We start from the raw sequence: 25,778 nt of genomic DNA, 5'->3' as shown, positions 1-25,778 counted from the left end.
AGGAAACATCGATGTCCGGAACACCCGAAATGACCGAGAAGGCCAAGGCACCCAGCGGGACTGCGCCGAACGCCGCGCCGTCCCCACGCTACGAGCCGGCAGTCTCGAAACGCGAGAAGACGATTGCGCCGCGCGGTCTGCGCCGGGCCTTCTCGCTCGACGATTTCGAGGCCGCGGCACGCAGGTACCTGCCGAAACCGGTCTTCGGTTACGTCGCGGGGGCCGCCGAGACCGGTCGCAGTTTCGCTGCCAATCGATCAGATTTCGCTGCCATCGGCTTCGTCCCCAATGCTTTGCAAGGTCATGTCGACCGGTCCCAGAAGACCACGCTCTTCGGCCGGCAATACGATCGGCCTTTCGGCATCGCGCCGATGGGTTTGAGCGCACTGGCGGCCTATGACGGTGACGTCGTGCTGGCGCGGGCGGCAGCTGAACGCGGCACTCTTGCGGTAATGAGTGCGACCTCGCTCACGTCGCTCGAGCGGGTCGCGTCGGAAGCAGGAAGCCGATGGTTCCAAGCCTATTTCCCTGGTGACAAAGACCGCGTCCTTGGCATGACGGACCGGATCGCGCAGGCGGGATTCGAGACGCTCGTCGTCACCGTCGACGTTGCCGTGAACGGAAATCGCGAGACCGATCTGCACAACGGCTTCGCCACGCCCTTGAAGCCGACGCCGCGCCTTGCCTGGCAGGGTATCACACATCCCGAATGGCTCTGGAACACGGCCTTCCGGACGCTGCGTACCCACGGGATGCCGCATTTCGAGAATCTCGACGTGGATCGGGGTCCGCCGATCCTCGCGCGCGACCTGATCCGGTCCTTCTCCGGGCGCGAGCAACTGAAATGGGATCACGTCGAGGCCGCGCGGGACCGCTGGAAAGGCAACTTCGTGCTGAAGGGCGTGCTGTCGCCCCGCGACGTCGAACGCGCGCGCGCCATCGGCTGCGACGGCGTGATCGTCTCCAACCACGGGGGCCGTCAGCTCGACGGTGCCGTCTCGGCCATCTCGACGCTGCCGCGGGTCCTCGATGCCGCGGGAGACATGACAGTGATGCTCGACAGCGGCGTACGACGGGGCACGGACGTCCTGAAGGCCCTGGCGCTCGGGGCGCAGTTCGTCTTCGTCGGGCGGCCCATGCTCTACGCCGCTGCAGTCGCGGGAGCACCTGGTGTTCGGTACGCCATCGATCTCCTCTCGGCCGAGATCGACCGGAACATGGCGCTTCTCGGCATCGCAGGAACGTCCGAGATGACGCAGGATCTGTTGGCTATGCCCGATGTCGGGCTATCGCATCGGATGACGACCGGGCAGCATCCATGATCGGACAGTTGTACGGCGTGCCGGCGCCAGTCGTAGCTTTCTTCGGCGCCGATCACGCGCCAGACGCTGACCGGTAGCTCGTGCATCGCCGCCGGCTCCATGAGCGGGATGGTGGCTGAACGTCTCACAGATGACGCCGAGCACCATCGCCTTCTCCATGCCCAAAGCCGCGCGCCTGCAACGCCCGTTTTCCTCTCTGTCTTTGCCATATTCCGCAGATCAACAACGTGCCGACCCCGCACGACCTGATCGAACGGTTACTGCGGGTTTACCCCGACACCGTTCGTGGCCGGGAGGAGTTCTTGCTCGAGGCTTGGCGCAATGGCGGTTCGGGTTGTAACTCGATCACTGCGGAGATCAGGTGATCAATCGGTGATGGGAAGTCCAGCTTTCGGAATCGCCATCAACGTTCTGCACTGACACCGGGTGCGGCCACCTCTGACGATGTTCGACGACGGGACCGTGCAACGGCTGCATAACACCTTGCCGGAGCAATCCTTCGCAATGCCAGACGATTGGAAGGTGCGGGGGTCCTGCCTGAACGGCGGAACCCGTCAGTCATCTGATGAGGGAACTTTTCCGGTAGCGGCCGGCACGAGGAAGCTGAAATCGCATCCCCTGTCTGCCTGGAGCACGGAGCTCAAGAACAGGTTCAGATAACCGCGATCGGACCCCTCATGGCTGCGCTCGGTGACCTCTCCGCGTCGGCGCTCGAGTTCCTCTTCCGGCACATCCAGTGTCAGCCGCCGCGCTGCCACGTCGAGTTCGATCATGTCGCCATCGCGCACGAGTGCCAGTGCGCCTCCCGCGCTGGCCTCCGGCGTGACGTGCAACACGATCGTTCCCGATGCCGTGCCGCTCATCCGGGCGTCCGAAATGCGGACCATATCCTTGATCCCATCGCGGGCGAGTTTTCGCGGGATCGGCATGTAGCCCGCCTCCGGCATTCCCGGGGCGCCTTTCGGTCCTGCGTTCTGCAGGACGAGCACGTCTTCGGCCGATACATCGAGATCGGGGTCGTCGACCCGCGCGCCCATATCCTCGACGGACGAAAAGACGACGGCGCGACCGCGGTGTCGCATCAGTTGAGGACTTGCCGCGGACTGCTTCACGATCGCGCCGCCCGGAGCGAGGTTGCCGCGTAGCACCGCCATCCCGCCTTCCGCATATACCGGATCGGCAACGGACGAGACGATTTCCTGCTCGAACCCGGCAGGCGCAGCATCGATCTCCTCGCCAAGCGTCCGTCCGGTGACCGTCACGCAATCGAGGTGGAGATGCTCCCGCAAGGCACGCAGGATCGTCACCAACCCGCCGGCGTGGTGCAGATCCTGCATGTAGTGCCGGCCCGACGGCTTGAGGTCCACCAGCACCGGGACGTCGCGCCCGATCCGATCGAACGCTTCTAGATCAAGGGAGAGCCCGGCGCGGCCGGCGATCGCGGCCAGATGCACGATGCCGTTGGTGGAGCCCCCGATCGCGAGAAGCACGGTCAAGGCGTTCTCGAACGCCTTTCGGGTCATGATGGCCCTGGGCGTTCGGCCGTCACGGGCCATCGAGACGGCGCACGCGCCGGTGGCCTCTGCGATCCGGCGTCGATCGGCGGAAACGGCGGGCGCGGTGGCGCCGCCTGGCAGCATCATGCCCATCGCTTCGGTAACGAGCGCCATGGTCGAGGCCGTACCCATCACGCCGCAGGTTCCCGCACCGGGCACCAGTTGGTCGTTGACCTCGGAGATTTCCTGGTCGTCGATCTCCTCGGCGCGGTAGCGCGCCCAGAAGCGCCTGCAGTCGGTGCAGGCACCGACACGCTCGTTTCGGTGGCTGCCCGTCAGCATGGGGCCGGTGACAAGCTGGATCGCCGGAATACCGGCGCTTGCGGCGCCCATCAGCTGGGCGGGGACGGTCTTGTCGCAGCCACCGATCATCACCACGGCATCCATCGGCTGGGCGCGGATCATTTCCTCGGTATCCATCGACATGAGGTTCCTCAGATACATCGAGGTCGGATGGGCGAACGATTCATGGATCGAGATGGTCGGGAACGGCACCGGGAGCGCCCCGGCCAGCATGACGCCACGTTTCACCGCCTCGATAAGGTCGGGCACGTTGGCATGGCAGGCGTTATAGCTGCTCGACGTATCGACGACTCCAATGATGGGACGTTCGAGCGCATCGTCGGAGTAGCCCATTCCCTTGATGAAGGCCTTGCGCAGAAAGAGGGAAAATCCAGCATCCCCGTAACTCGTCAGACCCCTCTTCAGACCCCGTGTGTCATCGGACATAAGGACCCTCCTTCAGTGCAGATTTCATCGCTACCGACGTGATACGGCACAGGTAGAATTGTCAACAATATGTTTGACAGTCTTCGAAAGCGCCGTCTAACGTTCACGCAGTGCGCTTGGGGGAGCGCCGATTTCTACGGATCAGGGAGGTTCCTCATGAGATTGACCATCGCCGCGGCACTCGCCGCCACAACGACCCTCACCGGTACGGCCGGTGCTCAGGATTCAGGATACAGCCAGACCGAAGTCGAGGTCATGCAGGGCTTCAAGGCCGGAGGCGGATCCGACGCGCTCGCGCAGCTCGTCCAACCATACCTTGCCGAGGAACTCGGCGTGAACTTCGTCAACGAATACATTCCCGGCGCGACCGGCGCCATCGCCTGGACCCGCCTCGCCAAGCAGGCTCCCAATGACGGCTCGACGATCAGCATTACGAACACGCCGATGCTGACGACGAATTACATCATGAATCCGTCGATCACCTACACGATCGACGAGATCACTCCGATTGCCAATATCGTCACCGATCCCGGCATCGCGGTCGTATCAAGTGATAGTCCCTTCCAGACATTCGAGGACTTCGTGGAGGCCGCCGAGGCCGCGCCCGGAACCGTGACGGTGGGCAATTCAGGGGTCGGCGGCGACGATTACTTCACGTCCCTTCAATTCGAGAAGGCGGCCGGAGTGCAATTGCAGAAAGTTCCGTTCCAGGGAGACGGCCCGTCGTGGACTGCGGCCATGGGCGGCAAGATCGACGCGAGCTTCACCAATGTCGGAGTGACCTATCCGCAGATCAAGGACGGCAATCTTCGCGCTCTCGCCGTCTTCGCCGAGGAGCGTCTGCCGGAACTTCCGGATGTCCCGACAGCCACGGAGTTGGGATATGAGTTGGTGGCCGGGTCATCGCGTGGCTACAGCGGCCCGGGCGATTTCCCTTCCGAAGACCGGGACGCGATGATCGCCGCAATGCAGAGGGTGATGGATAATCCCGACTTCCAGAAAGCCGCGGCGGACCAGGCTCTCAATATCGACTTCATTCCGGGCGACGAATACGCCGCGATGCTGAAGGAGCAGGAGGCCGAGTACCAGGAGATCTGGGCATCCATCAAAGACGAAGTCCAGGCAAAGTAACCGGTGATGGTCGGGCCCGCCATCGCGCCCGGCCAACCCGTGGAACGGAGGCGTCAGGATGGGCCGCATACTCGTTTCTCTGGCGGCGATCGCGCTGGTCGTCCTCTTCCGCATCCGGGCGGCGGAGTACCCCGAAACCGCGGCGCGTCTGCCCAATCTCATTGGCTGGGTGGTGGCCGGGCTTGCCTGCCTTGCCATCCTTCAGGTGGTTCTAAATTGGCGACGCCAGAATGCCGAAGGGCGGCTGGAAATCCTGCCGCCCCCCGATTGGCAAGCAATCGGTATCGGCGGCGGCTTCCTTCTGCTGATCCTGCTCTATGCCTGGAGCATCACCACCCTTGGCTACCTCATCGCGACGCCGCTTTTCATGCTGATCCCGTTTCTGGGACTGCGCCCGATCAGCCCGCTGGCAGCAGTAGCGACGACGGCGGCCGTGACGGCATTCATCTGGTTCGTTTTTGTCTGGTTCCTGAACCTGTCCATACCGCTCTACCCGGCAATGTGAGGAGCGCACGATGACGGATTCCTTCTTGCTCGTAGGGCTCTCGAACGTCGTCCAACCCTACAACCTCCTCGCAATTCTGGCGGGGACGATGATCGGAATGTTCATCGGCGCGATGCCCGGGCTTTCGGCCACGATGGCCATCGCGCTGCTCTTGCCGCTGACATACTCTCTTCAGCCAGAGACCGGGCTGGCGATGCTGGCCTCGCTCTACCTCGCGGCAATGTATGGCGGGTCCATCGCCGCGATCCTGCTGCGAACGCCCGGAACGCCTGCAGCCGCCGCAACCGTCATAGACGGCTACCCGATGGCCCAGAGTGGACAGGCGGGCAAGGCGCTCGGGCTGTCACTCACCGCGTCGTTGATCGGCGGGGTGATGTCGGCGGCGGCTCTCCTTTCCATCGCGCCGCTACTCGGTCGGATCGTGCTCAACTTCGGTCCCGTCGAGATATTCGCGGTTGCGGTGCTCGGGATCACTATCATCGGCTCGCTTTCCGCGGGATCGGCGATCCTCGGGTTGATGTCCGGCGCGATCGGATTGCTACTCGCAATGGTGGGGATGGACCTGACCACGGGCACCCCGCGATTCACGTTCGGATACCTGAACCTCTTCGGCGGCATCGATTTCACGGTCGCCCTGATCGGCCTCTTCTCGATTCCCCAGGCGGTCAGATTGATCGCGAAAGGAGACGGCCAGAGTGGTGAGACCGTCTCGAAGGTACGCGACCGCATGCTGCCGACGGGACGGGAGTTCCGTGCCCTCATTCCAAACAGCTTGCGGTCGGGCGCAATCGGCATCTTCGTCGGATTGATCCCGGGAACGGGCGGCGATACCGCATCTTGGTTCGCGTACAATGAGGCAAAGCGGTTTTCGAAGCGCAAATCCGAGTTCGGTACGGGGTGCGCCGCCGGCATCGTCGCGCCGGAGGCCGCCAACAACGCCGTCGTCGGCGGCGCGCTGATCCCCACCATCGCGCTGGGAATACCCGGTTCGTCCTCGACGGCCGTGTTGCTCGGTGGTCTGATGGTGCATGGAATTCTGCCCGGTCCGTCCCTGATGACGGACCATGGCGATGTGACCTACACCCTTCTATGGGCCGTGCTCTTCGCCAATGTCATGCTGTTCCTGGTTGGACTGCTCTTCACCCGCGCCTGCGTCGTCGTCACTCGTGTCCCGAACCGGGTGGTAGGCCCGGTCATCGTGGTTCTGTCGGTGATCGGATCCTACGCGATTAACAACTCCGTCTTCGATATCGGCCTGATGATTACGTTCGGGATGATCGGCCTGGCCTTCGACAGCTTCCGCATCCCGACACCGCCACTGGTGATCGGTCTTATCCTCGGGCCCATTCTCGACTCGACATTGCAGCAATCACTCCTGATCGGTGGCGGCAGCTATGCCATCTTCTTCCAGAACCCGATCTCGGCAGTCCTCCTCGTCATAGCGGCCCTCTCGGTCCTGCAGGCGACCCCCTTTTTCGGGTCGATTGGACGGCTTATCGGACGCCGCAAGGGCCAGCTCCGCCCCCCGCACAGACAGGCGGGTGGAAGTGCGGACGACTGACGTTCGCGATGGCGCAGCTTGATCGCCCGGATGCGAAAACGTATCGGGGCAAAAAGGCCGATATGGGCGGGACGATGACGGCGGACAGTACTGGCCATGCGACAAGTGCGGCGGCCGTCGTGACCGCACTCGAGGAAGACATCGTTCTTGGTCGCCTGCAGCCGCGCGAGCGCCTGATCGAGGAGGAACTCGCCGAGCGCTTCGCGGTCAAGCGCCATCTTATCCGGCAGGCGATCGCGGGCCTCGAGCGTTTGGGATTGATCGAACACGTACGTCACCGCGGCGCCGTCGTCCGCCTCTACACTGCGCAGGAGGTCGAGGACATCAACGCGGTCCGCGATCTTCTGGAGGGCCACGCCGCGTCGCTGGTGGCCTTGCCCGCCCCTGATGCGGACCTCGCGGCTCTCAGTGCCATCGCGGAACGTCATCTTGCCGCCATCACGGCGGGTCGGCATCGGGAGACATTCCGCAGCAACCTTGAGTTCCACAGTCGGCTATTCCGGCTTTGCGGAAATTGTGCCCTTGTCGCCGCCATCGAGATGCATGCTCAGAAATCGCACGCCTATCGTTCGATCCTGGTCAACGATCAATCATATCAGGAGTGGGCCGCGGACGCGCATCTGGCGATGATCGAGGCAATGCGCAGAGGCGACAGGGAGGCGCTCGTCCGGCTCTGCCGCGAGCATCTGACGCCCGCCAAAAACCGCTATATCGAGGTCTGGAATTCCCGGTACAGCTGACCTCCGGGCGTTCCACCTAGTTGGCCATTCTCGTGAAACTGGCGGAAATCGAGCCCTTGTTCGGATATTCCCGAGATAACGACATTGATCCGATAGGGGGCTAGGCACACCCTTAATTCGGGCGGAGGCGTCCGATCATGATCCACTCGGCGCCTCGGATGCGTTGGCACGTTTCTTCCAGATGCGGCTGGAAACCATCACCGTCCAACCGGCATCTTTTTGTCATTCCGGACCCGTCATGCCCAATCGTCGAGCGCATAGCTTTTGAGTGCACCGTCGTCGAAGTTGAAGCTCAGTCCCGGACCGGTCGGCAGAACCAGGTCCCCGCCGCGCAACTCAAGCTGGTGGTCGATCAATCGTCGGAAGTTCAGCACCTGATCGTCCGGAAAGTACTCCACGAACTCGCCGTTCGGCGACGATCCGACCAAATGGACGTGAAGGTCGTGAAACCAATGCGGACATACGTTCACACCATAGCTCGCTGCAGTGGCCGAGATGCGTCTGTACTCCGAAATGCCGCCGCAGACGGCGGCGTCGGTCTGTAGTATCTGCGCGGCGCCTTTGTCGAGCAGATCGCGGAAGCGCCAACGGCCGGCCTCGATCTCGCCGGTGGCGACAGGAATCCGGGTGCGGGCCGCAAGACGCGCGTGATTGTCGATATCGTCGGGTGAGAACGGCTCCTCGATCCAATACGGATCATAGGGTTCGTAGCGCGTCATGTACCGCATGGCGGTCGGCAGATCGCGCCAAGCGTTGTTGGCATCGAGCATCAGCAGAACGTCGGGGCCGATTGCATCCCGCACGGCACGGATCCGATCCTCTTCCTCGCTCGGATCGAGACGGCCGACTTTCATTTTGACGGCCTTGAAACCCTCCGACACATAGCCTGCCATCTCCTCGGCGAGACGGTCGGGGCCTTTCCCGTCGATGTAGTAACCCCCGGAGGCATAAGCTGGCACCGTTTCGTCATGGTACCCCCCAAGGAACCGATGAAGCGGCATTCCGGTCGCGCGGGCGTTGCGATCCCAGAGCGCCGTGTCGAGGATCGAAAGGCCCCGCATAACCGAACCCGCGCGCCCGTGCAGGAGTCCACTGGCGTACATCTTTTGCCAAAGCCCCTCCACCCGCGTCGCATCTTCGCCCATCAGGAGCGGCGCGAAGAGGTCGCGGACGGCATGCGCCACGAGTATGCCGGCATCGCTGCCGCCGTAGCAAAATCCGATCCCGCACACGCCGTCCTGCGTCTCAATGCGGGCGAGGACGTAATCACGGTGCGCGATGACACGTGTGGATAGGGAAGTCGTCACATCCAGCGGCACACGTACGGCGCGGGCTTCAACGCGGATAATAGCAGAGTATTTAGACACGGTACGTCTCCCGCAATAGTTCAGTTTCTGACCACCGGTGATGGCTTGTCCTGAACTGACGAGACTATGGCTTTTGAGGTGTCGCGTGTCCATTGCCAACGCGGCCCCGTGACCGTGGCCCGCGCTTGTCGGTTGGTCCGCCTCAAGCGGATGGTTGCCGTCTCCCGGCTCTGTTGCACGGAACGCCTGAAGGTCGCGCTTCCCCTTTCCGTTGCCGATGTCAGCCGACGGCCTCTGTGACGGGGATGCCGAGGGCGTTGAAGCGGTTCGGGATGGCAATGCGGATTTGAAGCTCGGCGGTCTGTCGATCGAAGGTGAGGCATCGAGCTGCCATCGGTCCGAGGCCGATGCCGAACGGCCATGAGCTTCTGGCCGAGCAGCTTCATGCAGTTCATTTTCGTCTCGTCTCGTCTCGTCTCGTCTCGGCGCGGCTTCGGCGATGGTATCCACTCCAGCGCCGCCAGATAGTCCGGCCGAGGCGCTTCATGGCACGCAGCGCCTCGTTCCTGCTTGTTGCTCCGGGGCTGTCTTTCTTCCACGGCCTTGCATTGCGCCGGGGCGGCACGACCGCGTCCGCGCCCCTGTTCGCGATGGCATCGCGGCAGGTGAGCTGGCGCGGCGCCACCGGTTCGAGCCCGCTGGCGAACGGTGTCGTAGGCACCGTCGGCGGTAACGGATGCGATTGGCTTGTCCACAGGGACTTGGCCAAGCAGGTCGGGCAATGAGGAGGAACAGGGATCGATCCAGTGGATCGATACCCCGACGAATGGCGCATCGCCGATGCCGCTGCCGTCTACCGGCTCTCTCGGACCAGTGGCATGCGCCAGTGAACTCTCGACTGCACGGATCTCGAGCGTGTTCTCATCGACGGCGAGGTGGACCTTGCACCAGACCCCCCTGCGCGCTCCACCATGCTTTCGGGCATGCCATTCGCCCTCGCCGCGGACTTTGACGCCATTCGGCTCCACCCTCGGACCGATGGCGGTCGATGCCTCATTGTCTACGAACAGGTGCAAAGGGTCGCCGCTACCACGGTCAGGCAACTGCACGGCCAAGGTCTTCTGCCGTCGGCAGAGCGTCGAGACTGAGGAGGATCAGCGAGTCTTCCAGTGGAAGGATCGCCCGACGAAGGGCACCGGCCAGTCGAGGTCTGCCAGCTTCGGAAGGCTCGCGACGAAGCCCGTCGTCTGACGAAGCGGCAGGCCGTCAAGGACCTCAATCGTCAGGCAAGCCTGGATTGCCGCGTCGCCGTAGACCAGTTGGCCGCCACGCTTGCCCGATGGCACTGCGTGCCAGGGCGTCGAAGGGTCGAACCAGACCGTCAACGACCCACGCTCGCGCAGCGAGGCATCGTAGGCGGACCAGTTCAGGGTGCGGTAGCGGGTCGGGACGGGCTCGGACATGCCGCCCAGCCATGCTGTTGGGCTCGCAGTGTGAATCCCAGGCAGGCTTCGTGCAACAAGGCCTTCTGGAGGCTTTCCGGGATGCTGAAACTCTTTCACTCCGGGAGATCGTCCAGCGGACCGGGCTCGACAAAAGCGCGGTGCAGAGGATGACCCATACACTCGTCGAGTTGGGTTACTTGCACCAATCCGCGGCCACGCAACGTTTCGGCCTATCGCCGCGGATCCTCGAACCCGCATACGAATATTTGCGGCGCCATCCGTTGGTCGAACGCGCCACGCCGATCCTGATCGACCTGCGCCGGCAATGCGACGAACGCGTCGATCTCAGCGTCCTCTTCCGAAACCAACTCACCTATATCCAGCGCCATCAGAGTCAGACCGCGTTGTTCTACACGACCCTGATCGGGCGCCGTGTGCCGCTTTATTGCTCGTCTGGCGGGCGCAGCGTACTGGCCAGCCTGCCAGAGGCGGAGGCGTGTAATCTGCTGGAACAAGAAGAGCGTCTGCCGATCACCCGCTTTACCAAGACCGATCCGTTGGAAATCTGGCGCGAGGTCGAGACAGCGCGGCAGCAGGGCTGGGCGGTCGCGACCTCCGAGGTGATCGAGAACGAGACTGTCTTCGCCGCCGCCATCCGCGCCGCAGACGGGCGCCCCGTCGGCGCGGTCCACGTCTCCTGCCGAACGGGCGCCTTGCCGCCGGACGAACTGACCGACAAGATTGTCCTGGGATTGCTCGGCACGGTGCGATTGCTGGGCTGAGGCACAGCCGTCCGTCCTGTCCGAACGGGAGAGGTGGGCCGCTGTTCGATGAGGGTAACGAGTGACGACATGAAGCCGGGAGCGCACGCGGCCGCTGGATTCCCCGCCAGTTCATTTTTTCGAAACCCATACCAGGCGGCGAACTTGCCTGGATCGTGACTGGTCTCGAAGCCGCAGCGAGCGTGCGGCATGTCACTAGGTAGATGCGACCGCTCGGGCCGGTTGGTTTTGCGCATGCAGATCAGAGGGCTCGACTTGGACGCAACTTTCGACGCGCTGTCACGGCGCGTGGGGGGTATGACCTCCCGCGCGCACGTCGTCTTTTGCCCTTCCAGCCTCATCGGCAGGGCGCCGATCGCCAGCCGGCACATGGTGGACTGATCTGTGCAACTGCACGGCCCAACCACTTATTCCGAAGCGCCCGGCCGAGCCCGCTCGCGCCACCGCAAGAGAGCGACGAGCCCCGCCAGGAGCAGCGTACCGACAATGAGGAGGAACGCGGCTGCGGCGATCGCGGGCGAGATGTTCTCCCGGATCGACGAGAACATCTGCCGGGCGAGCGTTCGCTGGTTGGGTCCGGCCACGAACAACGTCAGCACCACTTCGTCGAGCGAAGTGGCGAATGCGAAGACGCCCCCCGTCACGATGCCGGGAAATGCGAGAGGAAAGGTCACGCGGCGAAATGTTCGCAGTGGGCCGGCTCCCAAGCTCGCCGCCGCCAGTTCGACCTGCGTGTCGATACCGGCGAGCGCGGTAGAGACGGAAACCACAACGAAAGGAATGCACAGGACGGCGTGCGACACGACGACACCCAGATGAGAATTCGCCAGCCCGAGACGCACGAGTGTGATCTGCAATCCTACGCCGAGCACGACGGGCGGCACCACCATCGGCACGAGGAACATCGTTCGAACCGCCTCGCCGAGCGGAATACGGCCATGCCGCAGTCCCAGCGCCCCGGCCGTCCCGAGAACGACGGAAACCAGCGTAGCCGCGCCGCCGATGACAAGGCTGTTGATGATGGACATGCGCCAGACAGGCTCTTCGGCGAGTTCGTCGAACCAGCGCATGGAGGCACTCGGGATCGGATAATTCAGGAAAATGCTGGAGGTGAAAGCAAGCGGCAGGATCGCGACAATCGGGACGACCAGGAAGGCCGCGACCGCCGTGCCGAAAATTACCTGGATTACGCGCAGCACGGCTCAGCCTCCATCACGGGAATTCAGACCGTCGCACGGGTCGCCAGACGCGACAGGGTCCACCTCCGCGCATACGGATTCGGCGTGCCATGAACTCATCATGCCCCGATCGGAGCGCCGCTGCGCGACAGGCGGCCATAGACGATGAACAGGATGGTCGTGGCGGCAAGAAGGATGAGACCGAGCGCACCGGCCATACCCCAGTTCGCGGTCTCGAGAGCGAAGAAGGCAATCACCGAGGCGACCATCTGGTCGTCCGCCCCGCCGACGAGGGCCGGTGTGATATAGTACCCGATTGCCACCATGAAGACGAGGAGTGAACCGGCGAGGACGCCGGGCATGCTGAGGGGAAGCAGGACGCGGTAGAACGCCCGCAGGGGCGGCGCACCCAGTGAAGCGGCCGCAGGCATCAGGTTTCGCGGGATCGCGTTCACGACCGAGAAGATGGGCAGGACCATGAAGGGCAGCAAGACATGCGTCATCGCGATCACGACGCCCGTTCGGTTGAAGATGAGTGAAAGCGGCGTGTCGGATAGACCGAGGCCGGTGATCGCGGCATTCACCAATCCCTCGTTCTGCAGCAGGATTACCCAGGCGGTGGTGCGGACGAGCAGCGAGGTCCAGAGCGGCAACAGCACCGACAGAAGAAGGGCGTTGCGCACCCACCCCCCCGTTGCCGCAATGAGCATCGCGTAGGGCAGGCCGATCATCACGCAGATCGCGGTGACGGTACCCGCGATCGTGAAGGTGCGCACGATAATCGCGGCGTTGGCGGAGGCGCCCTCGGGCATGGACGCGATTGCCCCATCGGGATCACGCTCGAGGTCCACCGCGGCGAGGAGATAACGGTCGGTGTAGGGTTGCACGGCGTTTGCGATCGCGCGCCAGTAGCGCGTCTCCCCCCATCGTTCGTCGACGGCGACGAGATCGATCGGCGCGCCGTCCGTGACGTCATCTGCCGCGCGTTGCGTGCGCGCCATCAGCGTGCGGAAGCCCGAGATGTCGCTGTTCAGGCGGCGTACGGCCGGGCCGAGTCGCGTCCTCTCCGCCCCCCTGAGATCGTCAGCCAACGCTTGCCCTGCCGCAGAGCCGGGAATTCCTTCGCCGTTCCAGTCCGCGAGAGCCGCGGCTGTGCGCGGCAGCACCTCCGAGACTTCATCGTCGCGGATCGCGAGCGAGATCATGATCCACAACGGCCACAGCATGAAAACCGCGAGGAAGACAACGAGTGGTGCGATGAGCACGAGGGCTCCTGCCCGGCGGCGAAGGTGCCCTCGTTTCATTCGGTCAGTACCGTGCAGTCCTCGGCAGCGAAAGAGACCCGCACCTTCCGCCCAACCACCGGCGGCTCGATCCGGCGCTCGCTTTGGGCGACGAGCCGCAGGGGGCCGCACGACAGGTGGATGCGCAGGTGATTGCCCTGATAGACGACGTCATCCACCGTGGCGTCGAGATGGTTGTCGAGCTCCGGGGCGTCCAGCACCAGCCGCTCCGGCCGGATCGAGACAGCGACAGCGCGGTCTTCGCAACGGCCCGGCACCCGGATCCCGGGCCCGCCTTCGAGAGCGAGATCGAGATGGTCGTCGCCGCGTCCCGTCACCTCGGCCTCGAGGAGGTTCGTCTCGCCTATGAATTCGGAGACGAAGCGGTTGGCCGGGCGGTCGTAGATGTCGGCCGGCGTCCCGATCTGCGCGATGGCGCCACGATTGAACACGGCGATGCGATCCGACATCGTCAACGCCTCGGATTGGTCATGCGTCACGAAGACGACGGTCAAGCCCTCCCTGCGATAAAGCTCGCGAATCTCGAGTTGAAGGCGTTCGCGCAGCTGTTTGTCGAGGGCACTCAGCGGCTCGTCCATCAGGATCACCTTCGGCTCGAACACGAGGCAGCGGGTGAGCGCGACCCGTTGTTGCTGCCCGCCCGAGAGCTGCGAGGGCTTGCGGGAGGAGAGGTGCCGCAGCTGGACCCTGTCGAGCGCAGCGTCCACCCTCCGTGCAATCTCGCCGCGCGGAACGCCGCGCATTTGCAGGGGAAATGCAACGTTCTGCGCGACTGTGAGGTGCGGGAATAGGGCGTAGTTCTGGAACACCACCCCCATGCCCCGCCGATGGGCCGGCAAGTCGTCGATGCGCTTCCCGTCTACCAGGATCGTGCCACCGGACGGCGCCTCGAAGCCGGCCAGCATCAAGAGCGTCGTCGTCTTTCCGGATCCGGACGGTCCCAGAAGGGTCAGGAATTCTCCTTTCCTTACATCGAGATTGAGGTCGTCAATCACGACGGTGGACCCGAACGCCTTGCTGACGTTCTCGAAGCGGATGAGCGAAGCAGACATCGACTTCCCGTGTTCGAATGGAGCGCGCGCGTCCGCGGCGACGACAGTCCGGGGGAACGGACGAGGTGCCTACTGGGCGAGCCAGGCGTTGAAGCGTCCGGTCAACTCCTCGACGTTGTCGACCCAGAAATTGACGTCCGTCTCCAGCGCACCCTCGAGATTCGCGGGCGCGGTCGGAAGTTGCTCGAGAACGTCGTCCGAGAGCATGTTCGACACGTCCACATTCGACATCCCGTAAGGGATTTCCGGTGGCATCTTTGCCTGGTTCTCCGCGAGGGAGGCGAAACGGATGAACTCCATCGCCGCGTCCTTGTTCGGCGAACCGCTCAGGACGACCCAGCTGTCGACGGCGTAGATGCTGCCATTCCAGACCACCTCGAAGTTGCGGTCCTCGGTCTCGTTCGCGGCGAATATGCGGCCCGAATAGGCTGCCGTCATCGCCAGCTCGCCCGAGGCCAAAAGCTGCAGCGGTTGCGCGCCAGCCTCCCACCAGACGATGTCGTTCTTGATCTCGTCAAGCTTTGCGAATGCCCGATCGACGCCCTCATCGGTGCGCAGCGTGTCATAGACATCTTCCGGCGGCACGCCGTCTGCCATGAGGGCGATCTCGAGGGTCAGCTTTGGCCCGCGCCGCAGGCCGCGGCTGCCGGGGTAGGTCTCGATATCCCAGAAATCTTCCCATCCATCGATTTCGGCATCAAGGCGATCCCCGTCATACGCCAGTACCGTCGACCAGACGATGGCGCCGACCCCGCATTCGGAGACGGTGGAGTCGAAGAATTGATCCTCGCCGCCCATCATTTCCCAGTCGATCGTCTCGTAGATGCCGTCGAAGCAGCCGAGCTCCAGTTCCTCCGCTTCCACCTGGATGACGTCCCAACTGGGCGCGCCCCCCTGCATCTGCGCGGCAAGAACGCCGTATCCGCCGTTCCAGGATTCCTCGAGAATGGGAGTTTCGTTCTGCTCGGAGAACGGCTCGAAATAGATTTCGCGTTGAACATCCTGATAATTGCCGCCCCAGGAGACGACGGTCAGATCGCGTGCCGCCGCGACCCCGCTGGACAGACCCGTAATGATCGCGACCGCTGCGAGAAACGATGAGGAACCCGAAATTCCCATTGAAATACCTCTTTCTGTGTCGTCCGATGGATGCAGAGGCCGCTGACTGGTTAGAGCCCGGGCAAAACCTTAATAATCAAGGGGAACATGAAAGCCGTACTTCGGCAAGGGTATTGCAGGCCATGGGGCATCCGGAACGGAATGTGCAAGAGTACAAGGCGCATCACGCCACACCGGCTCGAGTAGTAAGCGGACTGAGGCTGTAAGCTGGTTTGCCAGAGGAGATAAGCCATGGAGCATTCCGCCGATTTCGAAGCGCGATGGGCGGCCGGCGCCGCCTATCTCGACGGGCGCTTCATGCCGGTAGGCGAAGCCGCGATCCCCGTGACAGATTTTGGATACCGCCGCTCCGATGTCGTCTATGACGTCGTGGGCGTCTGGGACGGCGCGTTCTTCCGGCTGGACGACCATATCGCCCGGTTCCGCGCCTCCATGACCGCGTTACGTCTCGAACCGCGCGAGACCGACGAAGAGATCCGCGCAATTCTGCATCGTGTCGTAGCTACTGCGGGTCTGCGCGCGGCATATGTGGCGATGGATTGTCTGCGCGGCGTCCCCAGCCCCGGAATGCCACGCCATCCCGCATGGGCGCGCAACTACCTCATGTGCTTCGCAGTGCCGTGGGTCTCCGTGGCGAGCGCCGAGCAAATGGAACGCGGCCTTCATCTCGTCATCGCGAAGGAGGTGCGACGCATCCCGCCCGAAAGCGTGGAGCCACGGGTCAAGAATTTCCACTGGGGCGACCTCACGCGAGGCCTCTTCGAGGCGCAGGATGCCGGAGCCGACTTCGCCGTCCTTCTCGACGCGGAGGGTAACATCACCGAGGGGCCGGGGTTCAACGTATTCATGGTGAAAGACGGCCATGTATCGACCCCGGCTCGCGGCGGCCTCGACGGCATCACGCGGGACAGCGTCTTCGAGCTCTGCGCTGAGATGGGCTACCCCGCTGAGGCCCGCGCTATCCCGGCTATCGAGTTCACCGAGGCGGACGAGATCTTCGCCTGCACGACCGCCGGGGGCATCATGCCCGCCTCCCGCATCGAAGGTCGCAGGATGGCGAACGATCGGCCCGGTCCGATCTCGACGGCATTGCGGGATGCGTTCTGGCGCCGTCGGTCGGAAGGCTGGCACGCGACCCCGGTGGATTACGGGGCCGCCGCGACGCAGGCCTGAGCCGGTTGTCTGCCGCGTCGACATCGCGCTCGAGCCGATGGCGCATTGATGTCGACCATGCCGAACAGCACCCTTGATCGAAAGGCACGTCGGGATGGCTGCATCGCTGTAGCTCGGCCGGCGGCCGCGCCTTCCCGTCGGCGTGGCCTCCTAGCTCATCTCGGGATCGAACCAGATCGTCAGCGAACCTTGGCGCTTGGGCCCTAAGTAATAGACCGGCCAGTTCTTTGCCTTGTAGGTGGGCGGTCGCAATCTGCTCGTGCATCCCAGCTACCACTCTGGAATTCACGAGATGAATCCCTCACGAGATCTATGCAACAGAGCCGGGGCGACCCTCGATCCGGACTGGCCTGATGGTGGAGACCTGCCTTTCCCGGAGCCTACCCAGGCTGGACGGCGGTGCGATTTGCCGTTCGCAGCATGAAGGGAAGCATGAGGCAGGCAAGAGGCAGGCCGACGAAGACCGGGTGGATTCCGAAAGGCTGGCCAAGGACCTGCCAGACCGATGCCGAAAAAAGGCCCAGCCACATCGACGCGACTGCGAACCGGGGATCGAGATCGTCGTAGAGGAGTGCGGCGAGTGCCGGAACGACGACGCCACAAACCAGCATGGCGCTTCCGAGGATCCAGATCGCCACGAGGTTCGGGGCGTAAAGCGCCAGCGCGAGGGCGATCACTGACATCGCGATGACGGCGTGACGGCTGTAGGCAAGAAGCCGGGCATCGTCTTCGACCTTGAGATAGGGCCTGAGGATATCGTTCGAGATCGACGAGGCGCCGGCGATGAAGAACGAGTCCGCGCAGGAGATCACGGTCGCGAGCAGCACGACGATCATCACGACGACGAGCGCGAATGGCAGCGTGGACTGGAGGACGGAATAGTAGACGAGGTCGGGGTTCTCGACGGAGACGTCCAGTCCGAGCCGGGCGAAGGTACCGATGAGCACGGCAGCGCCACCAATCAGCATCGTGAAGATCACGGCCACGACATAACCCGTGTAGGCCGTACGGGCGCTGTCGGCGGCCCAGAACCGCTGCCAGAGGTCCTGGCGGACGAACTGATAGCCGCCAATCGTCATCAGATAGACGAAGAGTTCGGCGGGGCCGATGCCGAAGATGCTCAGGAAACCCGGATTCTCGGCCAGCTCCGGGCTCGCGGTCATGGCGTCGATCCCACCCGCCTGGATGTAGACTACGCCGAGGAGAAAGAAGATGCCGACGGTCTGAAGTGCCCCGAGGATGGCGTCCGACCAGATGACCGCCATCAAGCCGCCGAGCCACGTCTTCAAGGTCAGGACGGCCCAGGTGATCACGATGGCTACGGACAGGTTCAAGCCGAACACAAGTTGTAGGACCGTGCCCACAGCGACGAACTGCATGCCCGTGATCGCAGCATAGGCGGAGATGACGCTGATGACGGTCGGCAAGCGTGCAGCGGGCCCGTACCGGCGAACCATGAAATCCGCCAGCGTCACCATGTCGTATCGCTCGCCCCACCGACGGATACGGGAGACGAAGAACATCAACAGGATGATCCCGGTAACCGTGATCGCACCCGGCAACCAGATTTGTCCGACTCCACTGGCGAAACCCGCAGACATGAAGCCCAGAAGTGTCGAGCCGCCGATCGCCGTGCCGACGAGGGTACAGATCAGCGGAAACAGCGAGGTCTTGCGGCCTGCGACGTTGTAATCCTCCGACGTCCTGATCTGGCGGTGAAAATACCAGGACAGGCAGAGCAGTGCCGCCGCGCACAGTATGACCATGATCGCGAGAATTAGGGACTGGCTGGCACTGAACATTGGAGATCTCCCATGGGGTGAGCAACGTCTGGCGGGTACGTCAGCAGAGAGTGTCCCTGACCAAGGGTCAAGGCAAGACTATCGGGATGGAGGTCCGGCCTGCAATTTACCGGCTCGGCGCAGATGCAGGGCTTTGGGATCTAGTTTGATGAGCCGTCGCTTACCGGTCCCGAAAATGCGCAAATTCGTATCGTTCTACTTGATCAGCAATGGGTGGTCCGCATCCCGATCGAGAGGCCCCCAGATGAAAGCCAGTCGAGACGCTTGCTGCGACGGACCAACGTGTTCGGTCGCAATACAACGAAACCTCAACGTGGACTTTCAACGAAATCGTGTCGAAGGACCGTTCCGTGTCGCTTGCGTTCGTAAATACACCCTGCTGGGATCAGGTCTCCCACGTGTACGCGACGCAGTCCAAATTGTACCGATCCCTTTTGCCGCGCGGCTCGGCAGCCTACTCTGCGGCAGGCAAAATCCCTTCACCCAAGGATCACTTCATTGGTTCAGATCAGGCCGGCCACCCCGGACGATACGCAGGACATCGTCACGTTGCTCGATGCCCTCATTGCAGCCGGCAAGCGGACGATCCCCGGAGATGAGGCCTACGTACGGGCCCACTACACCGGCGGCACTCGTCTCGTCACGCATCTGGCGCTGGAAAGCGACCGGGTTCTCGGCCTCCAGGTTCTCAGTCGCTCCGACGGCGCGTCGCCCTACGGCACTCCGGAAGGCTGGGGCGCCATCGGCACCCACGTCCACCCGGAGGCCGGTGGGCGAGGCATCGGCCGTCGCTTGTTCGTCGAGACCCTCGCCGCTGCCCGCGCTGCCGGTCTCACCGAGATCGAGGCTGCGATCGGTCTGCACAATGTCGAAGGTCAGGCCTATTACGAGGCCATGGGGTTCCGCACGTGGCGCACCACGTCGGAGCGCAACTGCAAGCGCTTCGACGTCACCCGCGCCACTCCGCTGGGCTGATGCTAACGCTCGGCATGGGTGTGACGAGCGCGGGCTATGCAGACCATTCCCGCGAAGTCTACGGGGGCTCCTTCAGAAAAGAACCCCCGTCGAAGTTCATCCGGTCAGGCAGTGCCGATCAGTTCTGGCGCTTCTTCAGACGACGGATGCCGCCGAGAAGGCCGAAGGCCGGCGCCAGAAGCCAGAACGAGGCCGGGACCGGCACCGGAGCGGGGTCGGTTATCCCGGCCGCGGCGGACACGACGCCTGCGACCGCCGTATTGTCGAAGAACGCCCCGTCGTTGAACTCGAGGATCGACGCCAGGAAGGGATCGTTTCCGGCAATCTCGTCAGCGAACAAGTCCGACCCGACACCGTGTGCCCAGAAAAGGGTGTTCTCGGTCGTGTGGCCGCCCGTGTGCCACATCACACCCGGCAGCACCCCCTCGCCGTTATTCTCGATCGGCTGGAAGGCGATCTCGTCGGAGTTGGGGCCCATGGGCATGCCGTTTCCGTGGTCGGTAAGCACCAGCATCAGCGTTTCGTCCCAGGACGATTCCGCCTCGACCCAATCCACGCCCGCCTCGACTGCGGCATTGAAGTCCATCTGCTCCTCTATGATGCCCGCGGTGCTGTTGGCATGGGCCGCCCAGTCGACGGCGCCGCCTTCGACCATCAGGAACAGGCCGTCCTCGTCGTCGCCGAGCTGCCTCAGCGCCCCTCGGGTCATCGTCTCGAGCGTGGGAACACCGTCGACGAAGGCGACCCCGGTGGGATTGTCAGGATCGGAACCGACCACTTCGGGGTCGCGGTTGACCTGCAGCGTATCGCCAACCCGTGGCAGGCCAATGACGCGGTCATCGATCTTCCGCGATCCGTCAGCAAGGGCCTCGAACGCCTCGCGGGTCTCGATCAGGGTCATCGGCGCGTCTGCACCGTTCAGTGCCTCCCAATCCGCCTCCGAGATGCGGTTGTAATTCGCTTCGTCGAGACGCTGGCCGCTGCCGTCGTAATTCGGGTTGCCGCCTCCCATGATCACGTCGAGGGTGCCCTCGTTGATCATCTGACCGGCGATCTCGAGGTAATTGTTCCGGTCGATGTTCTGCGCCCCGAAAGCTGCCGGTGTGGCATGGCTGAAGGGCACGCTGGAGACGACGCCGGCCTTCTTGCCGGCCGTCTTCATCGCCTGGCTGAGAAACGGCAGCTTCTCTCCGTCGGGCCCGACATTGATCCGCCCGTTGAGCGTCTTCGTCCCTGTCGCGAGCGCGGTACCCGCCGCGGCGCTGTCCGAGGCGCCCTGCTTGATACGCGTGTAGCCCTCGAAGCGATCCTCGTCGCCCGTCGGCGTGCCGTTCCATGCCGCCTCGGGATCGTAGGGCTGCTCGGTCGACGCCGACCCGGTGGTCATGCCGAGTTTGGTGTCGAACGCGTCATAGGCCTGCCGACCGGTCTCTCCGTGTTCGTAGTAGCTGGCCATGTCCCAGGTACCCCAGGACGCGCCGTCCGACACGAACATCATCACATTCTTGGCTCCGCCCAGCGTGGCGGCGTCGGAAGCTACTGGCAGGATGAATGCCGTTACCGAAGTGGCAAGAAGGGTACGGCGGGACATCGACAATGTCATGGAGGACCTCATGGGTTTTGACGGACGCGGCAAGGGATACAAAGCCCACAAGCCGTGGCTGCCATCTCACAACCGGAGGTAACGGCACGATGACTGCGATCTGAAGGTTATGTGTCGCTTTCCTGAATTGGGTCTCTCTGCATGCTCCGCATTCCGATCGCGCTTGCGACCCGGTATGCCGAGGCCAGTATTGGCCCGCACCACTGACGTTCATGCCCCGGTCCATACTGCGCGCGGGCACGAACGGCCGGTTCCGGGTCTCGGGTTGTGTAATGCCCGTTTGAAGGAGGTGTTGGCTTGAAGAAGATGATGGGACGAGCCGGCCGGGTATTGCTGGCCGGGTTGTTCGTTGCCGGCGCCGTGCAGAAGGCGGTGTCGCCCGAGATCGTCGAGGGCCTGCTGGCCGGATACGGCTTGCCCGCCTGGCTCGCCTGGCCGGCACTGGCATTCAATGCCTTCGGGGCAATCGCCCTGGTCTGCGGGTTCTGGCTGGGACCCGTAGCCTTGGCGCTTGCGATCTACTGCATGCTGACGAGCGTCTTCCACTTCGTACCCGAAGACGGCTGGCAGATGTCGATCTTCATCAAGAACTGGGCGATCGCAGGCGGCCTGTTGATCCTGTCGGCGGACAATCTCGGCCCCGATCCATCATGACATCGGCTCCGTCCCTCGCCCCTTAAGCCGATCGAGGCCGCATGACCTGCAGGAGAATTTCTTCCACGTCTGGTGAGGATCCGGCCCAATCTGGGACGGACAGCGCGTCGCAACTGAGCAGGAATTACGGCCAAGCAGACCCTCGGCGATCCTGACCGAGGCAACATCCGACGTGCGGCGCCAGTCGGTTTCAAGCGCTGTTAGACCAGCGCTTCGCAGAACATCACGAAATGCACGGGAAGAAAGCCCCGCGCATTCAACATGCTGTTCCACGCAAATTCTGTTTCCACTCCTAGGGGTTCTGAAAGTCAAAGGTGTGCATCGCGACAACAAATCCGTCGCATTCGGTCCTATCAACGCACCACGCCCTTCTGGAGGAACTCGATCGACCCGGACCGTTCCTCGTACCGGGCTGGCGTGACGCCGATCGCGTGGCAGAACTTTCGCCCCAATATCCCGACGGTGCCGACGCCGAAGGCTGCAAAAGTATTTGGTAGGGACAGCTACCCCTTCTTCCCAAGCTCTGCCCCGCGCGAGACGCGCGCTGCGAGCCATGCGAGCGGGGTCGTCTATACCTCGTCCGCGAACAGGCAGGGCAGCGTTCGCGGTCTGACCGCCGCTGCGTTTCGTATGGAAAACGAGGTGACACCGCGACAACCCTTGCTCCGTAATTATGCCGGATGACAAGAAGGACCAGATCGAGCCCCTCCGTCGACCCGAACTAGGTTAGTGGGCGCCCCTCCTCGACGAACAGCATGTCCGGATCGACACGAGCATCTGGATGGGCTCTCGACGATATGTCGACCTAGCACCAATCTGCCGTGATCCTAAGTCGGTCGAGGAGCCCACAGCTGCAAAACGAACACGTTCGAATAGAGCGACATTGCCCGTGCGTGCCGACGATGGGTCTCCTGCATGACCTTGCTGAGTGGTGTCGGCAGAGAGACGTCGATCCTCGTCCGACCCGGAACCACGATCACGTCGGCTTCGGCTCTTAGTCAGAATTGGTCAAACCGTGGGAAACTCGAGGATTCCACTCCGCCTCTTGGATCGCTGACGATTCCACTTGACACATCGATGCCGTCGGGGGGCGGTCATACCATCAACGCCCCGTTGGGGGGTGATTACACCATAAAGATCCTTCAAGACAAAAAAACCCTCGCGCTGAAGCGCGAGGGCCTTAGGCCGGGCCGGGGAGTACGCCGGTTCGGCCTACATTGCGATCAGTCCGCCTTCTTCTTGCGACGCGCGACAACTCCACCCGACAGCAGGGCCGTCAGCAGAAGCGCGCCCGCAGCGGGGACCGGAACCGGAGCAGGCGCATCGACGGCCGTGAAGCTCGTCTGCACACCGACATTGCTCGTCGTGGTCTTTCCATCCGCGACGCGGAAAAGAATGGAGAAAGTGTCGCCCGAAACGAAAGACATTCCATTGAGGAACTGGCCGCCGAAGGTAACGCGGCCCTGACCGGCATCCGTGTCGGGATTCAGCATTGCCTCGAGAGTAACGCTCGAACCACCGCCATGCGTCAGGCTGGCAATGATCTTCTCGATGTCGTCTCCTCCGTTGAACCCAACGGCCGAGAGTGCGAATTCCCGCACAAAGAGATCGTCGGACACCTGGTAGTCGTACTGAAACGAGCTGCCGTTTCCTGCCGTGACGATGCCGCCGACGCTCAGAACCTCGTCGCCCGGATTGATTACGGTTGCGGCCGAGGCCATGCCGGCGCTGCACGCAAGTACGGCAGCCGCCATTTTCAGTTTGCCGAAATGCTTCATCTTTTACTCCTAAACAGTGCGCGACCTGTGCGCTTTACAGGCTTTTGTTTACGCTCCATTAGGGATTCGACGCAAGCAGAATTACGTTGTAACGCCTTGTTAACCATAAATAATATTGACCATGGTTAATTTTTCAGTTTTACCCGACCAAAGCATGACGAAATTTTCTAAGGTATCGGTTCACAGAGCATGCCGCGCTTTCTTGTTGGAAACGAGTTGATCATTCGAGCATGACTTTAATGCAGCGAACGTGAGGTGATGGTCGGTAACGACCCGATACGGGGAAGAACGGCCCGTCGTACTCGCACTCGAGGATGAACTCCTCCTCCGGATGAACGACGTGGACATGTTCGAGGAGGCAGGCTTCGAGCCGCTCGGGGCGGCGGATGCAGAGCAGGCCATCGCCATCCGGGGACGGCGGACAGATATCCGGATCGTTTTCAGCGCTATCGACATGCCGAGGGGCATGGGGAGAGGAGGCTGGCGACCGCGATCCGGGACGGGTGGCCGCCGATCCGGATTGACTTTGCCTCGGGGTAGGCGTTGCTGCAGAACGGTGTTCCGAGGCGAGAGGACCCCTTTCCCCATAGGCGTCAGCCCACGCGGACGATCTCGGCTGTGCCGAGGGCGTTGAATCGGTTCATGAGTGCGACGCGGGTGTGGATTTCGGCGGTCTGACGGTCGGGGTCTCTCGCGGCGATACGCTCGCCGAAGGACTTGAAGTAGCGTATCCTGGCTTCGGCGCGGCTGCGGACGTGGTATCGGGTCCACCGCTTCCAGAACGCCCGGCCATAGTGACGCGTGGCGCGCAGGGTTTCGTTGCGCGCCCGGGCGGCTGGGCAGTCTTCTTTCCACCGTCGACCGTTCCTGCGGATCGGGATGATTGGCATGGCGCCGCGCGCGATGATGGCGCTGTGGCAACGACGGGTGTCGTAGGCGCCGTCCGCGGTCACAGTGCCGATGTCTTCATCCTTGGGGACCTGATCCAGCAGGTCCGGCAGGACGGGACTGTCGCCCTCGCGGCTGGGGGTGAACTCGACCGCACGGATGTCGGATGTGGCAGCGTCCATGGCCAGATGGACCTTGCGCCATTGGCGTCGTCCCTGAACGCCATGCTTGCGGGCCTGCCACTCGCCATCGCCGAGAAACTTGATGCCGGTGCTGTCCACCAGCAGGCTCAAAGGCCCGTTGGCGCGGCGATACGGGATCTGGACCTTCAGGGTCTTCTGCCTGCGACACAGGGTGGGGTAGTCCGGAACAGGCCAGTTCAGCCCAGCCGAGCGAAGGAGGCTGGCGACCATGCCAGCGGTCTGCCTTAGCGGCAGCTTGAACAGCACCTTGATCGACAGGCAGAACTGTATCGCCGCATCCGAGAAGACCGGAGGGCGCCCGGGGCGGCCCTCATGCGGCGCGTGCCAGGCCATCTCCTTATCCAGCCAGATCAACAACGACCCGCGCTTCCTGAGCGCATCGTTGTAGGCGGACCAGTTCGTCGTGCGGTAACGGGCGGGCTTGGGCTTGCTCATGCCGCCCGTCTAACCGCATGGATTCCTGATGTGAGTCCTTCACGGCGAGCGTTCTGCAACAACGCCCATTTGGAGTGCATGTCGCTCTCTAATACGCCGCGGAAATCCGGCCGCTGTCGGATCGGGAGAACAAGTTCGCAATTGTAAGTGGCGGAGGGGAAGGGCCTGACGTCCAACCTTCTCTGATCGGCCTTGTTGCAGAAAGCCTGCGTGGGATTCACATCGTGAGTCCAGCGACATAGCTGTCCGGCATGTCCAAGCCTGCGCCCACCCGTTGCCGCACCCTGAACGGGTCGAGTTACAACGCGTCGCTGCGTGAGCGCGGGTCTCTGACGGTCTGGTTCGACCCGGGCATGGCTTGGCACGCGGCGCCTTCGGGCAAGCAGGGGCGGCAGCAAACCTTCTCGGACGCGGCGATCCAAGCGTGCCTGACCATCAAGGTGCTGTTCGGCCTGCCGCTTCGCCAGACAACGGGCTTCGTGGCGAGCCTGTTGAAGCTCATGGGGCTCGACTGGTCGGTGCCGGACTACTCGACG

Annotated in this window: 20 protein-coding genes and 2 pseudogenes; 10 read left to right on the top strand and 12 right to left on the bottom strand. The window is 63.1% G+C overall.

Features of this window, described 5'->3' with window-relative positions; genetic code table 11:
- Nucleotides 1-11 precede the first annotated feature (11 nt).
- Entirely contained in the window at nt 12-1,322 is a 1,311-nt protein-coding gene (locus tag LX81_RS09205; protein WP_234822549.1) for an alpha-hydroxy acid oxidase, read from the top strand.
- Nucleotides 1,323-1,876: 554 nt separating this feature from the next.
- On the opposite strand, the gene LX81_RS09200 is transcribed toward LX81_RS09205, so the two are convergent.
- Nucleotides 1,877-3,607, bottom strand: coding sequence for an IlvD/Edd family dehydratase (locus LX81_RS09200; RefSeq protein WP_111537028.1), 1,731 nt, complete (start codon nt 3,605-3,607; stop codon nt 1,877-1,879).
- Nucleotides 3,608-3,763: 156 nt separating this feature from the next.
- Here LX81_RS09200 and LX81_RS09195 point away from each other — a divergent pair, with 156 nt between their 5' ends.
- Genes LX81_RS09195 through LX81_RS09180 form a run of 4 tightly spaced genes read left to right on the top strand, consistent with a single transcriptional unit; the run spans nt 3,764 to nt 7,544 of the window.
- Nucleotides 3,764-4,738 (top strand): tripartite tricarboxylate transporter substrate binding protein, encoded by a 975-nt coding sequence (locus LX81_RS09195; protein ID WP_111537027.1) that lies wholly within the window; start codon nt 3,764-3,766, stop codon nt 4,736-4,738.
- Between the two features lie 58 nt (nt 4,739-4,796).
- Entirely contained in the window at nt 4,797-5,243 is a 447-nt protein-coding gene (locus tag LX81_RS09190) for a tripartite tricarboxylate transporter TctB family protein (protein ID WP_111537026.1), read from the top strand.
- Between the two features lie 10 nt (nt 5,244-5,253).
- Nucleotides 5,254-6,804 carry a tripartite tricarboxylate transporter permease gene (locus LX81_RS09185; RefSeq protein ID WP_111537025.1) on the top strand — a complete coding sequence of 517 codons (1,551 nt, stop codon included), beginning with the start codon at nt 5,254-5,256 and terminating at the stop codon, nt 6,802-6,804.
- 8 nt (nt 6,805-6,812) lie between these two features.
- Entirely contained in the window at nt 6,813-7,544 is a 732-nt protein-coding gene (locus tag LX81_RS09180) for a GntR family transcriptional regulator (protein ID WP_211322739.1), read from the top strand.
- A 236-nt stretch (nt 7,545-7,780) separates the two neighbouring features.
- Here the strand turns inward: LX81_RS09180 and LX81_RS09175 are convergent, their stop codons facing one another.
- Nucleotides 7,781-9,004 carry a mandelate racemase/muconate lactonizing enzyme family protein gene (locus LX81_RS09175; protein WP_111537024.1) on the bottom strand — a complete coding sequence of 408 codons (1,224 nt, stop codon included), beginning with the start codon at nt 9,002-9,004 and terminating at the stop codon, nt 7,781-7,783.
- A 127-nt stretch (nt 9,005-9,131) separates the two neighbouring features.
- Nucleotides 9,132-10,314 (bottom strand): annotated as a pseudogene (locus tag LX81_RS09170) (transposase).
- A gap of 11 nt (nt 10,315-10,325) precedes the next feature.
- Between LX81_RS09170 and LX81_RS09165 the strand changes: the two are divergent.
- Entirely contained in the window at nt 10,326-11,078 is a 753-nt protein-coding gene (locus LX81_RS09165; protein ID WP_111537023.1) for an IclR family transcriptional regulator, read from the top strand.
- Nucleotides 11,079-11,485: 407 nt separating this feature from the next.
- Here the strand turns inward: LX81_RS09165 and LX81_RS09155 are convergent, their stop codons facing one another.
- The 4 genes from LX81_RS09155 to LX81_RS09140 form a co-directional block, all read right to left on the bottom strand.
- Nucleotides 11,486-12,277: an ABC transporter permease gene (locus LX81_RS09155; RefSeq protein ID WP_111537021.1), complete on the bottom strand. Its 792-nt coding sequence runs from the start codon at nt 12,275-12,277 to the stop codon at nt 11,486-11,488.
- A gap of 98 nt (nt 12,278-12,375) precedes the next feature.
- The gene (locus tag LX81_RS09150; RefSeq protein ID WP_211322738.1) at nt 12,376-13,521 is read right to left on the bottom strand and encodes an ABC transporter permease; all 1,146 of its coding nucleotides are present in this window, start codon (nt 13,519-13,521) and stop codon (nt 12,376-12,378) included.
- Between the two features lie 35 nt (nt 13,522-13,556).
- Complete coding sequence (locus LX81_RS09145) at nt 13,557-14,612, bottom strand: ABC transporter ATP-binding protein (RefSeq protein ID WP_111537019.1); 1,056 nt, start codon at nt 14,610-14,612, stop codon at nt 13,557-13,559.
- Nucleotides 14,613-14,681: 69 nt separating this feature from the next.
- Nucleotides 14,682-15,731 (bottom strand): ABC transporter substrate-binding protein, encoded by a 1,050-nt coding sequence (locus LX81_RS09140; protein WP_111537018.1) that lies wholly within the window; start codon nt 15,729-15,731, stop codon nt 14,682-14,684.
- A 231-nt stretch (nt 15,732-15,962) separates the two neighbouring features.
- On the opposite strand from LX81_RS09140, the gene LX81_RS09130 reads away from it, so the two are divergent.
- Entirely contained in the window at nt 15,963-16,904 is a 942-nt protein-coding gene (locus LX81_RS09130) for an aminotransferase class IV (protein WP_111537016.1), read from the top strand.
- On the opposite strand, the pseudogene LX81_RS09125 reads toward LX81_RS09130, so the two are convergent.
- Both LX81_RS09125 and LX81_RS09120 read right to left on the bottom strand, forming a co-directional pair.
- Nucleotides 16,905-17,174 (bottom strand): annotated as a pseudogene (locus LX81_RS09125) (transposase); the annotation flags it as partial.
- 110 nt (nt 17,175-17,284) lie between these two features.
- Nucleotides 17,285-18,706 carry a sodium:solute symporter family protein gene (locus tag LX81_RS09120; protein ID WP_111537015.1) on the bottom strand — a complete coding sequence of 474 codons (1,422 nt, stop codon included), beginning with the start codon at nt 18,704-18,706 and terminating at the stop codon, nt 17,285-17,287.
- Nucleotides 18,707-19,204: 498 nt separating this feature from the next.
- On the opposite strand from LX81_RS09120, the gene LX81_RS09115 reads away from it, so the two are divergent.
- Nucleotides 19,205-19,681, top strand: a complete 477-nt coding sequence (locus tag LX81_RS09115) for a GNAT family N-acetyltransferase (RefSeq protein WP_111537014.1) — start codon at nt 19,205-19,207, stop codon at nt 19,679-19,681.
- 118 nt (nt 19,682-19,799) lie between these two features.
- Here the strand turns inward: LX81_RS09115 and LX81_RS09110 are convergent, their stop codons facing one another.
- A complete protein-coding gene (locus LX81_RS09110) occupies nt 19,800-21,272 on the bottom strand; it encodes an alkaline phosphatase (protein ID WP_170133899.1) in 1,473 nt (490 codons plus the stop codon).
- 318 nt (nt 21,273-21,590) lie between these two features.
- Between LX81_RS09110 and LX81_RS09105 the strand changes: the two genes are divergently transcribed.
- Complete coding sequence (locus LX81_RS09105; protein WP_111537177.1) at nt 21,591-21,938, top strand: DoxX family protein; 348 nt, start codon at nt 21,591-21,593, stop codon at nt 21,936-21,938.
- Nucleotides 21,939-23,161: 1,223 nt separating this feature from the next.
- Here the strand turns inward: LX81_RS09105 and LX81_RS09100 are convergent.
- Nucleotides 23,162-23,716 carry a PEP-CTERM sorting domain-containing protein gene (locus LX81_RS09100; protein ID WP_111537012.1) on the bottom strand — a complete coding sequence of 185 codons (555 nt, stop codon included), beginning with the start codon at nt 23,714-23,716 and terminating at the stop codon, nt 23,162-23,164.
- Between the two features lie 593 nt (nt 23,717-24,309).
- Nucleotides 24,310-25,242 (bottom strand): IS5 family transposase, encoded by a 933-nt coding sequence (locus LX81_RS09095; protein WP_111537011.1) that lies wholly within the window; start codon nt 25,240-25,242, stop codon nt 24,310-24,312.
- A gap of 251 nt (nt 25,243-25,493) precedes the next feature.
- Here LX81_RS09095 and LX81_RS09090 point away from each other — a divergent pair.
- Nucleotides 25,494-25,778 (top strand): transposase (locus LX81_RS09090; protein WP_211322737.1); only part of this gene is annotated, 285 nt, incomplete at its 3' end.

The organism is Palleronia aestuarii (genome assembly GCF_003253995.1).
Taxonomy (GTDB): domain Bacteria; phylum Pseudomonadota; class Alphaproteobacteria; order Rhodobacterales; family Rhodobacteraceae; genus Palleronia; species Palleronia aestuarii.
The sequence above is the reverse complement of the archived record's forward strand: the minus strand, read 5'-3'. Positions and strand labels throughout refer to the sequence as shown.